This is a genomic window from Streptomyces sp. DF42 (genome assembly GCF_058267695.1).
The window spans coordinates 4,363,432-4,376,780 of the sequence record NZ_CM177859.1 but is presented as its reverse complement, the minus strand read 5'-3'; the positions used below and the strand labels follow the sequence as shown (position 1 = coordinate 4,376,780).

Here is a 13,349-nt window from a genome sequence, read left to right as displayed (position 1 = left end):
CCTCGAACCGCGCGACGTACTCCGGGGCATGCGAGACCCGCTTGCCCCGCTCGTTCTCCCAGAACAGCCGGCTGCGACAGCAGCCCGGTGCACGGGGGTGAGGCTGGGGGCTCCTACTTGGTGCCGACCGTGCGCAGTGTGGCGAGCACCAGTGCCCGGGTGACGGTGACGATGTCGCTCAGGCGGACCTGTTCCTGTGGACCGTGTGCGAGGCGTACGTCGCCGGGGCCGTACTGCAGCGTGGGGATGCCCGCCCCGGAGTACAGTCGCAGGTCGCTGCCGTAGGGGGCGCCTCGCTCGGAAGGTCGCGGGCCGCCGGTGACGTCGGCGTGCGCGTCGGCGACCTGGGCCGCGAGCGGATGCCCGGCCGGCAGCCGTCCGCTGGCGAACTGCCCGCCGGGCCACGTCACCGTGGCGGGGTGGGAGCGCAGCCAGGGGTCGGCCGCGCAGGCTTCGGCCACGCACGCCTCCAGTTCGGTGCGTGCCTGGGCCGGATCCTCGCCCAGCCGGACGCCCAGTCTTCCCTCGGCCACCAGCAGGTCGGGCACGCTGCTGGCCCAGTCGCCGGAATGAACGGTACCGACGGACAGCGGGTAGGGGATGGGGTATTCGGACATGAGCGGGTCGGCGCCGACGTTGCGGCGGGCTTCCAGATGGGCGAGCGCGCGGTGGATGGGCAGGTAGGCGTCGATGGCGCTCACTCCCACGTATCTGGTGCTGCCGTGGGTGGCCCGGCCGGGTACTTGGATGCGAAAGGTCAGGGCGCCGGCGTTCGCGGTCATGACCGCGCCGCTGGTCGGTTCGGTGATGATGCAGGCGTCGCCGGTGTGGCCGCGTTGGAGGGTGCCGAACGCCCCGAGCCCGCCGTCCTCTTCGCTGACGACGAAGTGCGCTGACACCTGGCCGCGCAACCTTGCGCCCGCTTCCCGTATCGCGGCCAGGGCGGCGAGTATCGCCACCACACCCGCCTTCATGTCGCACGCTCCTCGTGCGTGCACCACGTCCCCGGTAACCCGGGGGCGGAAGGGGTCGCCCTCCCAACGCGCCAGGTCTCCGGAAGGGACGACGTCGACGTGCCCCTGGAGGATCAGGGTCGGCCCGTCGCCGTGGGGCACCGTGCCTCCTACCAGGCCCCACGCCTCGGTGCGCGGGGCCTCGCTGCCGGGAAAACGGGGATGGTCACGTAGCGCGGGCAGGTTCATGGACCACAGGTCGACATCGTGGTCCATCCGCTCCAGATGCCGGGCAAGGACGTGCTGAACCTCGGACTCCGCGGCGCTCCCCGTCACGCTCGGAAAAGCGAGAAGTTCCAGCAGCAACCGGGCGATGGCCGCCTCGTCCACCGCGGCCAGTGCCGAGGCTTCCACATCGCTCAGGCTTGCTGTCATCTCCACACTGCTCCCACCGCGTGACATCAGGACAAGCCGGAGACTATGTTCGGCGGACAACGCAAGCAATCGCCATTTGCTGCTGCCTACTGTCTCTTTCTTGCAATGTCAGGGGGCCTGTGGCCATTTCTTGCGCTGGGCCGCAGGTTCTGACGTCTGGAGTGAGGCCATGGACGCCATCGATCAAGCGATCATCCGGTATGTGCTGCACGACGCACGGGCCACGTACGCCCAGATCGGCAAGGCGTGCGGGCTGTCCGCGCCCGCCGCCAAGCGGCGTCTCGACCGCTTGGTGGCCACGGGCGCGATCCGCGGTTTCACCGCTCTCGTCGATCCTCAGGCGTTGGCCTGGCATACCGAGGCTTTCGTCGAGGTCTACTGCACCGGCAATCCCACCCCCGCCGAACTGCGCCAAGCCCTGGAGGCCATCCCCGAGGTCGTCGAAGCCTGCACCGTCTCGGGGGCCGCCGACGCAGTCGTCCACATGCTCGCCAGAGACATCCCCCACCTGGAACAGGCCATCCAACGCGTGCGCGCCACCGCTCCTGTGGAACGGACCGAGAGCGCCATCGTGCTCTCCCGGCTGTTGAACCGGCCTCGCGTGTGATCGACACCGTGGGACCACCGCGAGTGCCGAGGCCGGCGTCCGCCGGCCTCGGGCCGACGCAGCAGACCGGTGGTCGCCTCGGTGGCTATAGGCAGGCAGCTCAGCCTCCCCGTATGTCCTGTCTCAGCTAAGTCCGGGCGCCTGGGGCCCTCCACCTGGGGTGCCCGGAGAACTCTGAGACGTCCGGACCTGAGACCGTCTTAGTTTGCTCCGGGTACCTGTCTACCGTGGCGGCATCCGCAACTTGCTGGGGTCCGGTGCTGATCGCTCCTGCTCCGTGGGCGGGACAGGTCCGACGCTCGCACAACGGTCTCGACTTCGATGCGTAAGCAGCGTCGTACCTCACGTAGGGACGTCCAGGGGCCAGTGCAGATGGCTCGGGGCGCCTCCGACTGTCCGGCCGGCGGGCCCCGAGCGGTGGGGCAGGCTCAGCTGCTCACACGCTGACCACGATCTTTCCCCGCGTGTGTCCGCGCTCGGCGTATGCGTGCGCTTCCGCGATCTGTTCGAGCGGGTACGTCCGCTCGATGCGCGGGGTGTAGCGGCCCTTTCGGCCGAGTTCGCCCGCTTCGGCGAGGAGCGTGGAGTCGTTCAGCACGTTGGGCAGGTGCACGCCCAGGCGATGCGCGTTGGCGTGGTCGGCGATCGTCGACACGCGGGCGGGGTCGCCCACGATCGCGACGAGATCGGCCAGGGAACCGGAAGCCGCGGTGTCGAGCGCGGCGTCGACTCCGCCCGGAGCCAGGGTGGCGAGGCGCTGCGCGAGGCCGGTGCCGTAGGTGGTGGGAACGGCTCCGAGCGAGGCGAGGAACGCGTGGTTGCGCTCACTGGCCGTCCCGATCACGGAGGCGCCCTGAGCCACCGCTATCTCGACAGCGGCACTGCCCACGCCTCCGGCGGCGCCCTCGATGAGAAGAGTGCGGCCCCGCAGGGGACCGAGCGCCTTCAACCCGCCCATCGCGGTCACGGATGCCAGAGCGGCGCCGGCGGCCTGCTCGTCGGTCCACGTGGCGGGCGCGTGGGCCCAGGCCGAGAGCACCGCCAACTCCGCCGTCGCGCCGGTGAGGCCGCCCAGCCCGAAGACACGGTCACCGATGCTCACCCCCTGCACGCCCTCACCCATCTGGTCAACGACACCGACGGCCTCACGCCCAGGAATCGCGGGCAGGTCGACGGGGAGCATTTTGCGCCCGGCACCGGAACGCAACTTCCAGTCGACGGGATTGACGCCGGCCGCTGCGACACGGATACGGATCTCGCCGGGCCCGGGACGGGGCTCCGGCACCTGCTCGACCACGAGGGTCTCCACACCGCCGTACTCGTGATAGCGGACTGCGCGCATGAGGTTCTGCCTTTCCAGCGGCCGGAAAGGGCCGTTCGTGAGATCAGTAGGTGAAGCGGAGAGCGGACTCGAATCCGTCGCGGCCTACGGTTCGGGCAAAGGTTCCGAGGGACGGTGACGGCAGTCCCGAGACCGGAGGCGATCGGGATCTTCGTCGACCTCGGTCTTCCGGTCGCAGGGTTCGTCGATGTTCTGCTTCTGCCGACGGTCGCAGAACGCTGGCCAGACCAAGGAACCGAGGCCGAATTCGAGGTCTGGTGGGCCGATCAGCGGGTGCTCGGAGGGGAGGAGTCCATTCCTCCGGGCGCCGGATTGTTTCTCCGTCCGGTGCGGATCAGTTTCCGGCGGGCGGTTCGAGGACGAACACGGGGATCTCGCGGTCGGTCTTCTTCTGGAACTCGGCGTAGTCGGGAGCCGCGGCGACCGCCCGCTCCCACCACAGGGCCTTCTCCCCGCCCGTCACCTCACGGGCGACCATGTCCCGGCGCACCGGTCCGTCCTGAAGGTCGACGCGCGGATCGGCGAGGATGTTGAAGTACCAGGCCGGATGCTTGGGCGCGCCGCCCAGCGAGGCGACCACCGCGTACAGACCGTCGTGCTCCACCCGCATGAGGGGAGTCCTGCGGAGCTTGCCGCTCCGGGCGCCCCGGGTGGTGAGCAGGACAACCGGCCTGCCGGTGTCGAGGAAGGTCGTTCCCTCGGTGCCGCCGGACTTCTCGTACAACTCAACCTGATCACGCACGAATTGGGTCGGACTGGCTTCGTACTCGCCCTCAAGAGGCATGGAATTCGTCCCATCGTCTCGTCGCGTATGACTGCTGCTGCCGCATCAAAACGTTCGCCCTGTTCACGACCGCGCGGAGGCGTTCGTCGGCGGCGTGCTTGTTGCGCCAGATGATGTAGCGGCGGATCATGCTTCCCTGTTCTTTGTGGCTGGCGTGATCGGTGCCGTCGAGAGCGAAGTAGCGCATGGCGGTGAACTGGGCGTCGATCCGATTGAGCCAGGAGCTGTCGGTCGGTGTGTAGGCGATCTCGACGTTGTTCGCCGCTGCCCACGTCCCGACCCGCTGGCACCGCTTCGTCGTCAGGTGTGGTGAGTAGTTGTCACAGGCGATCGCGATGCGCACGTTCGCCGGGTGCAGCGAGCGTGCCCTGCGCGGATAAGCACCATCTGAGCCCGCCGCCAGGTCACCACCGAGCCGGTGCCTCTGCGGATGATCCGCAGCGGGCGCCTGCCCTCGTCGTCATCAATATCCCGGACCCGCACACGTTCAGCCACGTGATCATTCTGGCCATCCGATCTTTCCCGGCGCAGGTAGTGGCAGAACTCCAGGAACTTGGACCTGTTCTTGGTCCACAGCAACCGGGCGACACAGCACGCCAGAGCGGACGTAGCGTGATGCGGCACTAGACAGTAAGCACGATCTTTCCCCTGGCGTGGCGGGTTTCGCTCAGCTGGTGCGCCGCGGCCGCATCCTCAAGGGAGAAGGCGGCCGCAACCGGCACGGTGAAGCGGCCCTGCTGCGCGAGGGCGGCGGCTGCGGCGAGTCCTTCGACCGCCTGCCGGTCAGCTCCGGGGCCCACTGAGCCGGACATGTGAACTCCGTATTTCGCGGCGTTCAGGTCGGCGATGGTCACCACACGGTCCGGGCTTGCTGTGAGGTCCACCAGATCGGGTAGCGAGCCGGACCCGGCGCAGTCCAGGACGGCGTCGACTCCCTCCGGTGCCAGGAGGTTGACCCGCTCGCCCAAACCAGGGCCGTAGGTGGTCGGTATCGCCCCCAGTCCCGCAACGAACTCGTGGTTGCGTGCGCTGGCCGTACCGATGACGGTCGCGCCCCGGGCCGCCGCGAGTTGGATGGCGACCGTGCCGACCCCGCCGGCAGCGCCCTCGATCAGCAGGGTCGTGCCGGTGCCGACCTTCAGCCGGTCGAGAACGCGCGTGGCCGTCTCGACATTCGCGGCCGCGCCGCCGGCCTGCTCCCAGCTCAGCGCGTCCGGCTTCGGCGACCAGGCAGTCAGAACGGCGTACTCGGCGTTCGCGCCGCCGAATACGGCGCGATCGACGATGCCGAAGACCGCGTCGCCCGGCCGAACCCCGGTGACCCCTGGACCGACCTCGTCGACCACGCCTGCGGCGTCCATGCCGAGCACGTGAGGCAGGGGCAGCGGCATCATGTCGCGGAGCCGGCCTGCGCGCAGGGAGCAGTCGGACGGGGTGACACCCGAAGCCCGTACGGTCACCCGGATGCGGCCCCGTCCAGCGTGCGGTTCCGGCACGTCAACAACGTCAAGGACGCTTGCGGGACCGTACTCGGAGAAAGTCAGTGCTCTCATGGCGTCGGAGGCTATCGGAACACCCCGTCCGTTTAGCTAAAGTGAGAGGGATGACGAACCGTTTGCCTCACTCCTTGCGCTCTGACGCCCGGGACAACCGCGCGCGCATCCTCTCGGTGGCAGGCACGATTTTCGCTGAGCAGGGGCTGGATGTGCCGATGCGCGAAATCGCGCGGCGTGCCGAGGTCGGCCCCGCCACCCTCTACCGGCACTTTCCGACCAAGGAAGCCCTGGTCACCGAGGTCTTCACCGAGCAGATGGCGGACTGCACCGCCATCATCGACAGAGGGCTGGCCGATCCGGACCCATGGCGCGGCTTCTGCCGGGTAATCGAGAACATGTGTGAAATGCAGGCACGAGACCGAGGCTTCACCACGGCATTCGTCTCGGCCTTCCCCGAACCGATCGACTTCGCCGCGGATCGGGAGCGGGCACTGGGCAAGGCCGCCGAACTTGCCGGCCGGGCCAAGGCGGCGGGCAAGCTGCGCCCGGACTTCGTCCTGGACGACCTGGTCATGGTGCTCATGGCCAACGGCGGTATCCGGACCCCCTCGCCGGCCACCGCAGAGGCCGCCTCGCGGCGCTTCGCCGCGCTGCTGATCAAGGGCATGCAGGCCGAGCCGGCCATCCCGCCGTTGCCGCCGGCGGTCCGGCTGCCACTGACGACTGTGGCCTACTAGGACCAGCCAGCGGGCTCCCGGGAAGAGCGCCTACGCGCGGTCGTGAACAGGGCAAATGTTGCCGAGTTCGTCGTCCGCGCCCTCACCGGTGTCGTCTCTGCCGGACTCGGACGGGTCCGGGGGCGTCCAGGGCCGGTCGGGCGCACTGGTGGTGCGGGTGCGGGCGGCGATCTTGCGATCCCTGCGACTGCCCCGCTTTGGCTCCGCCGGCATGGCCGCGGACTCTTGTGGTCCGTCGCTGGCCCGATCCAGCAGCGCGAGGGCGGCCTGGGCGATCTCCTCCTCGCTGACAGGATCGGTGCCGCGCCGGGCCAGAATGCGGCGGGCATGGTCCCAGGCCAGCTCGCCCATGGGCGTCGGGGCGGTGCGTTCTGATCACCCACCCTCCGAGCCCCGTCCAGTAGACCGGTGCCATCAGCGAATACCGCCACCAGACGATCGGCGACATCAGGGTGGTGTACCCGCGGATGCCGGTAGCCGGCCAGCCACCGCACGTTCGCCATCAGCACCGCATCCGGCGTCCCCACCCGGGCGAAGTCCCAGCCCACCGACCGGCACGCCGCCGCGGTCACCGCGAACTTCACCGCGTCCTGCGGCTCGATCCGCTCATCAGGGCGCACGTCCACCACCAGGGCCGTGCCGTCGGTCCGGCGGACGAAGAAGTCCGGCGTGTGCCGCACCCGCTTCCCTCCCGGCTCCGCCCAGGACAGCCGGAACGGCTGTGAGGACATGCCTGTCACCAGCGGGTCGAAGTCGAGCAGCATCAGGCGATCGCGCTCCAGCCACGACTCGTAGCCCACATGAGCGCCGCATGTCGCCGACCAGTACCAGCCGCACCAGTTGCCCTGACCCCGAAACGCCGGGAACCGCCGCTCGGGCCGTACCGACTCGAACCGGACCGACCACAGACGCCCCAGCGGCCCCCGCTCACGGACGCCACCCGCGTTGACGTACTCCAGCTCGACGTCCTCCGCCGACACCTCACACGCATCCACCGGGCCTCCGGTACGACGCCGACCAGCCACAACGACCGTAGGCACAGCCACAGCGGCGTACCCGGAGAAGACCGAGACACCCCACCAAATGCCCGGAGATGACTGAGACGTCAACGCAGATGCCCGGCGATCTCCGAGACTGCCCGGACATCGCAGGGACAGGACACCTGTCGTGCTCAGCCTCATGCACCCGACCGAGTGGCGTGGCGCACTTTTGCAAGCGGGTGCTTGCAATAGTTAGCGAGGGTGGTGCAAGGTGGAGGCATGGCATCGCTCAACGTCGGCAATCTTGGCGAATATCTGCGCGAGCAGCGGCGCACCGCGCAGCTGTCGCTCAGGCAGCTCGCTGATGCCGCCGGGGTGTCGAATCCGTATCTGAGCCAGATCGAGCGCGGGCTGCGCAAGCCCAGCGCGGAGGTCCTGCAGCAGGTCGCCAAGGCGCTGCGGATCTCCGCCGAGACGCTGTACGTGCGCGCCGGCATCCTCGACGCCGAGCGGGACCGGGACGAGGTGGAGACGCGCGCCGTCATCCTCGCCGATCCCACGCTGAACGAGCGGCAGAAGCAGGTGCTGCTCCAGATCTACGAGTCCTTCCGCAAGGAGAACGGGTTCGGGATCGGCACGGCGGACGAGGCGACGGGCCTGGCCCCGGAGGCCGGCGAGGTGGTCCTGACCGCCGAGCCCAGCCCGGGTACGGCTCAGACCGGTACGACGGCTGCGACTCGGGCCGCCACGACCGAGGCCCAGGACGCCAACGGCGTCAACGGCGTCAATGACACCGATGACGTCGACGGCGACGACACCGCCATACGCCGCGCCCGCAAGGGTGCCGGTGAGCAGACCGGCGAGCGCCGAACCAGCAGGACCCGCACGGCCGGTGGACGCAAGTCCGCCGCGCGCCGCACCCGCACGTCCGACGGCAGCGACGCCGCACCGCACGACCCGAACGACCCGCAGCAGACGGCCGGCTGACCAGGAGCAGTACGTGCACTCGGCCGACCGACCGACCGCGGGAACCAAAACCCTCAGCTGACAGCAACCCGGGAGGACCATCACCATGGCCATCACCGACGACCTCCGCAAGACCCTCAGCGACCCGACGCCGCTCTACTTCGCCGCCGGCACCGCCGACCTGGCCCTTCAGCAGGCCAAGAAGGTGCCCGGCATCGTGGAGCAGCTGCGCGCCGAGGCCCCGGCCCGTTTCGAGGCCGTCCGCAGCACCGACCCGAAGGCCGTCCAGGAGAAGGCCCAGGCTCGTGCGAAGGAGGCGCAGGCCCGTGCCAAGGTGGCCCAGGCCCGCGTCAAGGAGACCCAGGAGTCCCTCCAGACCAAGGTCACCGAGTTCCTCGCGACCATCGACGGTGACATCAAGAAGCTCGGCTCCACGATCGACGCCGACCTGAAGAAGTTCGGCGAGTCGGCCCAGGACTTCGCGCTGCGCGGTGTCGGCGTGGCCGCCGAGTACGCCGTCAAGGCCCGCGAGACCTACGAGAAGGTCGCCGAGCACGGCGAGCAGGCCGTGAAGACCTGGCGCGGCGAGGCCGCCGAGGAGATCGAGGAGCTCGCCGTCGCCGTCGAGCCCAAGGCCGAGCCCGTCGAGGTCAAGGAGGAGGCCAAGCCCGCCGAGGCCAAGGCCGAGCCCGCTCAGGTGAAGAAGCCCGCCGCCGTCAAGAAGGCGCCGGCTCCTCGCAAGACCACCACCGCCAAGAAGACGACGCCGCCCGCGAAGTAACACGGACGGGTGATCGGTAACGGGTCGGGCACTACTACGGTGCCGGGCCCGTTCTCCGTGTAGCCGACTTGTTGTAACGGGTACGGTGACCGCGTAGGAACAAGCCGAGTCGGGTGGTGGACGTAGTGCTGATGCAGGGATTCGCAGGGTTCATGTGGCTGCTGAGCATGGCCCTGATCCTTTTCAGTGGCTTCGCGCTGATCGACGCCGCCACGCGTCGTGAGGACGCCTACCGCGCGGCCGACAAGAAGACCAAGCCCTTCTGGCTGATCATCCTCGGGCTCGCCTTCGTGGTGAACCTGATCTTCAACATCCTGTCGTTCCTGCCGGTCCTCGGCCTCGTCGCCACCATCGTCTACATGGTCGACGTGCGCCCGGCCCTACGAGGCCTCCCGGGTGGCGGCAGAAGCCGCCGGGGATCGAGCAGCGACGGTCCTTACGGCCCGTACAACGGCGGACGCTGATCCCTGCGGGGCCCAAAAGACCCGGAGGCGCCTGACGGCCCCGGCCCCGAAGGCGCGAGCCCCCGCTCAGCCCGCTCAGCCCGCTCAGCCCCCTCAGACTCCCCGCTCAGCCCGCCCGCTCAGGCCCGCGGTCCAGCAGCAACACCGCAACGTCATCCGTCAGCTCGCCCCCATTGAGCTCACGCACCTCGTTCACAGCGGCCCGCAGCAGCTCCTCGCCCCGCAGGCCGGCGGCCAGCTGCCGCCGCACCATCTCCACCATGCCGTCCTGACCGAGCCGCTCCAGCCCCTCACCGATCCGGCCCTCGATCAGCCCGTCGGTGTAGAGCATCAGGCTCCACTCACGGCCCAGCTCCACCTGCATCCGCGGCCAGCGGGCGCCCGGCAGCAGCCCGAGGGCGGGCCCGTTGTTGTCGTACGGCAGCAGCTGGGCCGTCCGGCCCGGGCGGGCGATCAGCGGGGACGGGTGCCCGGCCAGGCACAGCCCGGCGCGGCGGCCGTCCGGGGAGATGTCCACCGTGCACAGGGTCGCGAAGATCTCCTCGTCGGACCGTTCGTGCTCCAGTACCTGCTGCAGGGTGCCCAGCAGCTCGTCGCCGCACAGGCCCGCCAGTGTCAGCGCGCGCCAGGCGATCCGCAGCTCCACGCCGAGCGCCGCCTCGTCCGGGCCGTGCCCGCAGACGTCACCGATCATGGCGTGCACGGTGCCGTCGGGGGTGCGGACGACGTCGTAGAAGTCACCGCCCAGCAGCGCCCGGGACCGCCCCGGCCGATACCGCGCGGCGAACCGCAGCGACGACCCCTCCAGCAGCGGCGTGGGCAGCAGCCCCCGCTCCAGGCGGCGGTTCTCCTGCGCGCGCACCCGTCCCTCGGCGAGCCGTCGCTCGGCCGTGTCGGAACGTTTCCTCTCGACGGCGTAGCGGATCGCCCGGCTCAGCAGCCGGCCGTCCAGTTCATCCCGGAAAAGGTAGTCCTGGGCGCCGACGCGTACCGCTTCGGCCCCGCGCTCGGCGTCACCGGACGCGGTGAGAGCGAGGACGGCGTGCCGGGGCGCGAGCTCCAGCACATGCCTCAGCACGGCGAGTTCCTCGTCGCCACCGCCGCGCCCCGGGGCCGGCAGCGCGAGGTCCAGCAGGATGCAGTGGACGTCGTCGGTCAGCAGCCGCGCGGCCTCGGTGAGGTTGCGGGCCGTGCGGACGCGGATCGGCCGACCGGCCGAGTCCTGCAGTTCGGGTATGACCGTGGCGCCGCCGGGATCGTCCTCGATCAGCAGCAGCGTCAGGTTGGTGGTGGTGGCGGCGTGGTGGTCGACCGTGGCTTCCTTGTGCGGGGTCGGGGCCGGTGAGGTGCCGCCTCGTTGCGCGGCTTGCGCCTGACCACTCTCCACGGCCGGGATCGCTCTCTGCCGCGGTATGGGTACGGGCATCGTCTTGAGTTCCTTCCCTCCCCCCGAGGGCACGGTGGGTCGAGAGATCTCGATCCACCGACGGGGACCATAGCGGGTGGCGGTGCCGTAAAGGAATGGCGTGAGACACGCTGCTTGGAGAGGCGCCAGCGTCATATGCCGCGATCCATACCGCAGTTGGACAGGAGGGGCCTGAGGCAAGAATGACGAACGTCACGTCCGCCGTGCGTTTACCGGGGAGTTCCACGTGCCGTGGGTCACGTGTCGGCCTCTCACACATCCGCCCGAACCACCCGTTTCTACGCGTCCGGTCGCACCACTCCGAGGATCGGCATCGATCCCGCGCCCGTGATCGTCACCGTTCGTCCGGGGCGCGGGGCGTGCACGATCGCGCCGTCGCCGAGGTACATCCCGACATGGCTGGCGTCGTCGAAATAGATGATCAGGTCGCCGGGCCGCATGTCCTTGATGTCGATGTGCTTCAACTGCCTCCACTGCTCCTGCGAGGTGCGTGGAATGGCGTGGCCCGCGTTGGCCCAGGCCTGTGAGGTCAGCCCCGAGCAGTCGTACGTGCCCGGGCCCTCGGCGCCCCATTCGTACGACTTGCCGATCTGGGCCGTGGCGAAGCTGACCGCCTTCTTGCCCTGTGCGGACGCCTTGCCGCTGATTTCATCCAGGATCCCGGAGTCGAGCCAGGTGGTCTGCGCCTTGAGGGCGGCCTCCTGCTCCAGCTTGGCGAGCCGCTCCTTCTCCACCTTCTTCAGCCGGCTCTCAAGCTTCTCGGCGGCCGCGATCCGCTTGTTGATCTTCTTGCGGGCGGCGTCCTTCGTCTTGCGGTTCGCCTCCAGCTTCTTCCACTGGGCGGAGGCGTCCGCGGCGTACTGCTCCAAGTCCTGCTGGGTGCGGGTCATTTCAGCGATCAGACCCTTGGTCGCGCGCTGCCCCTGCAGCACCCGCCCCGCCCCGTCGAGGAACTCCTGCGGATCATTGCTGAGCAGCAGCTGCGCCTCGTCCGGCAGTCCGCCGTTCCGGTACTGGGCGGCGGCCGCGGAACCGGCCCGCTTCTTCAACTCCGCCAGCTTCTTCTGGCCCGTGACGATCTTCTCCGCGAGGTCGACGATCGCGGCGGACTGCTGCTGGGCCTTCTCCTCGGCCGCGTTGTACGAGTCCGTGGCGACCGCCGCGTCGTGGTAAAGCTTGTCGAGCTTCTCGCGGACGGCCTCAAGGCCCGTGTCGGGCAGGAGAGTCGACGAAGCGGAAGGTGTCGGGTCGGGGCCGGCGAACGCCGTGCCCGGTGCGGCCAGCACCGTGACCGCGCAGACCACTGCCACGGCCGCCGCGACCAGTCCGCGCTTGCCCGTGCCCATACGGCTTCCCCCAAACCAAAGCTGATTCACCGTCAGTAACTTACGGAACCCGAGGATCGTGCCACGCCACCCCACAAAACGACAGAGGCAGTCAGACTCCCCCCCATACCCATCCCCTGTCCCCGCATGACGATCTCCAGCCTGTGTGACGAACAAGTCACGGAGATCGTTCCCCGCACTTCACACAGCACCCGCACTCAGCTCCGGGGCGCCAACGCCTCCCAGGCCACCGTCACTTCACCCTGCCGCCACCGTCCGGCCCCGTCGGTCACCGGCCAGTCGGCCGTCAGATCCCGCACCGCACGGATCCAGCGCTGACGGGCGCCGTAGGAGGCGTAGGGCGCGGCGGCGGACCAGGCGCGGTCGAAGTCGCGCAGAAAGGCGTGCACCGGTTCGCCGGGAACGTTGCGGTGGATCAGCGCCTTGGGGAGACGCTCGGCGAGGTCGGAGGGCCGTTCCAGGGAGCCGAGCCGGGTGGCGAACGTAACCGTCCGCGGCCCCTCGGGCCCGAGCGCGACCCACACATGCCGGCGCCCGATCTCGTCACAGGTCCCCTCGACGAGCAGCCCACCGGGCGCAAGGCGCGCACACAGCCGCTCCCACACACCGGGGACCTCGGCCTCCTCGTACTGCCGCAGCACATTGGCGGCCCGAACCAGCACCGGCCGCCCGGCAACAGGAATCTCGAACCCACCGTGCAGGAAGACAAGACCGTCCCGCTCATACGGCTTGGCGGCCGCGACCCGCACCGGTTCGATCTCCACCCCGACCACCCGCACCCCCGGCGCAACGCCACGCAGCCGCCCCAGCAACTCCACGGCCGTCCAGGGCGCCGCCCCGTACCCCAGATCGACGGCGACGGGATCGACGGCCCTGCGCAACTCGGCCCCCTGGACGGCGGCGATCCACCGATCCATACGTCGTAGCCGATTGGGATTGGTGGTCCCGCGCGTGACTGTCCCCACGGGGCGGTGCGAGGCGCGGGCTGTCATGCATACGAGACTAGGCGGCCGCACGGGCGCAACGGCGGGC

At 69.5% G+C, this 13,349-nt stretch carries 13 protein-coding genes and 2 pseudogenes; 5 read left to right on the top strand and 10 right to left on the bottom strand.

The window, feature by feature from the left end; all coding sequences use genetic code 11:
* Positions 1-113: 113 nt before the first annotated feature.
* Complete coding sequence (locus ACYUED_RS19870) at positions 114-1,388, bottom strand: ArgE/DapE family deacylase (RefSeq protein WP_491293620.1); 1,275 nt, start codon at positions 1,386-1,388, stop codon at positions 114-116.
* Positions 1,389-1,557: 169 nt separating this feature from the next.
* Here ACYUED_RS19870 and ACYUED_RS19865 point away from each other — a divergent pair, with 169 nt between their 5' ends.
* A complete protein-coding gene (locus ACYUED_RS19865) occupies positions 1,558-1,995 on the top strand; it encodes an Lrp/AsnC family transcriptional regulator (RefSeq protein ID WP_491293619.1) in 438 nt (145 codons plus the stop codon).
* Between the two features lie 436 nt (positions 1,996-2,431).
* Here the strand turns inward: ACYUED_RS19865 and ACYUED_RS19860 are convergent, their stop codons facing one another.
* From ACYUED_RS19860 to ACYUED_RS19845, 4 genes and pseudogenes are all read right to left on the bottom strand, one after another.
* Positions 2,432-3,337: an NADP-dependent oxidoreductase gene (locus tag ACYUED_RS19860; RefSeq protein WP_491293618.1), complete on the bottom strand. Its 906-nt coding sequence runs from the start codon at positions 3,335-3,337 to the stop codon at positions 2,432-2,434.
* Between the two features lie 334 nt (positions 3,338-3,671).
* Positions 3,672-4,121 (bottom strand): nitroreductase family deazaflavin-dependent oxidoreductase, encoded by a 450-nt coding sequence (locus ACYUED_RS19855; RefSeq protein ID WP_491293617.1) that lies wholly within the window; start codon positions 4,119-4,121, stop codon positions 3,672-3,674.
* Positions 4,111-4,494 (bottom strand): annotated as a pseudogene (locus ACYUED_RS19850) (hypothetical protein); the annotation flags it as partial. The gene ACYUED_RS19855 and the pseudogene ACYUED_RS19850, both read right to left, overlap by 11 nt.
* 250 nt (positions 4,495-4,744) lie before the next feature.
* A complete protein-coding gene (locus ACYUED_RS19845) occupies positions 4,745-5,674 on the bottom strand; it encodes an NADP-dependent oxidoreductase (RefSeq protein ID WP_491293616.1) in 930 nt (309 codons plus the stop codon).
* A 50-nt stretch (positions 5,675-5,724) separates the two neighbouring features.
* Here ACYUED_RS19845 and ACYUED_RS19840 point away from each other — a divergent pair, with 50 nt between their 5' ends.
* The gene (locus ACYUED_RS19840; RefSeq protein ID WP_491293615.1) at positions 5,725-6,354 is read left to right on the top strand and encodes a TetR/AcrR family transcriptional regulator; all 630 of its coding nucleotides are present in this window, start codon (positions 5,725-5,727) and stop codon (positions 6,352-6,354) included.
* A gap of 30 nt (positions 6,355-6,384) precedes the next feature.
* Here the strand turns inward: ACYUED_RS19840 and ACYUED_RS19835 are convergent, their stop codons facing one another.
* Together ACYUED_RS19835 and ACYUED_RS19830 are read right to left on the bottom strand one after the other, a co-directional pair.
* A complete protein-coding gene (locus ACYUED_RS19835; protein WP_491294867.1) occupies positions 6,385-6,705 on the bottom strand; it encodes a hypothetical protein in 321 nt (106 codons plus the stop codon).
* 77 nt (positions 6,706-6,782) lie between these two features.
* Positions 6,783-7,535, bottom strand: a pseudogene (locus ACYUED_RS19830) (TnsA-like heteromeric transposase endonuclease subunit); the annotation flags it as partial.
* Between the two features lie 78 nt (positions 7,536-7,613).
* Here ACYUED_RS19830 and ACYUED_RS19825 point away from each other — a divergent pair.
* The 3 genes from ACYUED_RS19825 (at position 7,614) to ACYUED_RS19815 (ending at position 9,545) form a co-directional block, all read left to right on the top strand.
* Positions 7,614-8,321, top strand: a complete 708-nt coding sequence (locus tag ACYUED_RS19825) for a helix-turn-helix domain-containing protein (protein ID WP_491293614.1) — start codon at positions 7,614-7,616, stop codon at positions 8,319-8,321.
* A gap of 85 nt (positions 8,322-8,406) precedes the next feature.
* The gene (locus ACYUED_RS19820; protein ID WP_491293613.1) at positions 8,407-9,081 is read left to right on the top strand and encodes a hypothetical protein; all 675 of its coding nucleotides are present in this window, start codon (positions 8,407-8,409) and stop codon (positions 9,079-9,081) included.
* A gap of 131 nt (positions 9,082-9,212) precedes the next feature.
* A complete protein-coding gene (locus ACYUED_RS19815; protein ID WP_491293612.1) occupies positions 9,213-9,545 on the top strand; it encodes a DUF2516 family protein in 333 nt (110 codons plus the stop codon).
* A gap of 106 nt (positions 9,546-9,651) precedes the next feature.
* On the opposite strand, the gene ACYUED_RS19810 is transcribed toward ACYUED_RS19815, so the two are convergent.
* The 3 genes from ACYUED_RS19810 to ACYUED_RS19800 all read right to left on the bottom strand — a co-directional run bounded on the left by ACYUED_RS19810 (position 9,652) and on the right by ACYUED_RS19800 (position 13,309).
* Positions 9,652-10,971 (bottom strand): PP2C family protein-serine/threonine phosphatase, encoded by a 1,320-nt coding sequence (locus ACYUED_RS19810; protein WP_491293611.1) that lies wholly within the window; start codon positions 10,969-10,971, stop codon positions 9,652-9,654.
* Between the two features lie 278 nt (positions 10,972-11,249).
* Positions 11,250-12,317, bottom strand: a complete 1,068-nt coding sequence (locus ACYUED_RS19805; RefSeq protein WP_491293610.1) for a C40 family peptidase — start codon at positions 12,315-12,317, stop codon at positions 11,250-11,252.
* 197 nt (positions 12,318-12,514) lie between these two features.
* Complete coding sequence (locus tag ACYUED_RS19800; RefSeq protein ID WP_491293609.1) at positions 12,515-13,309, bottom strand: class I SAM-dependent methyltransferase; 795 nt, start codon at positions 13,307-13,309, stop codon at positions 12,515-12,517.
* Positions 13,310-13,349 lie beyond the last annotated feature (40 nt).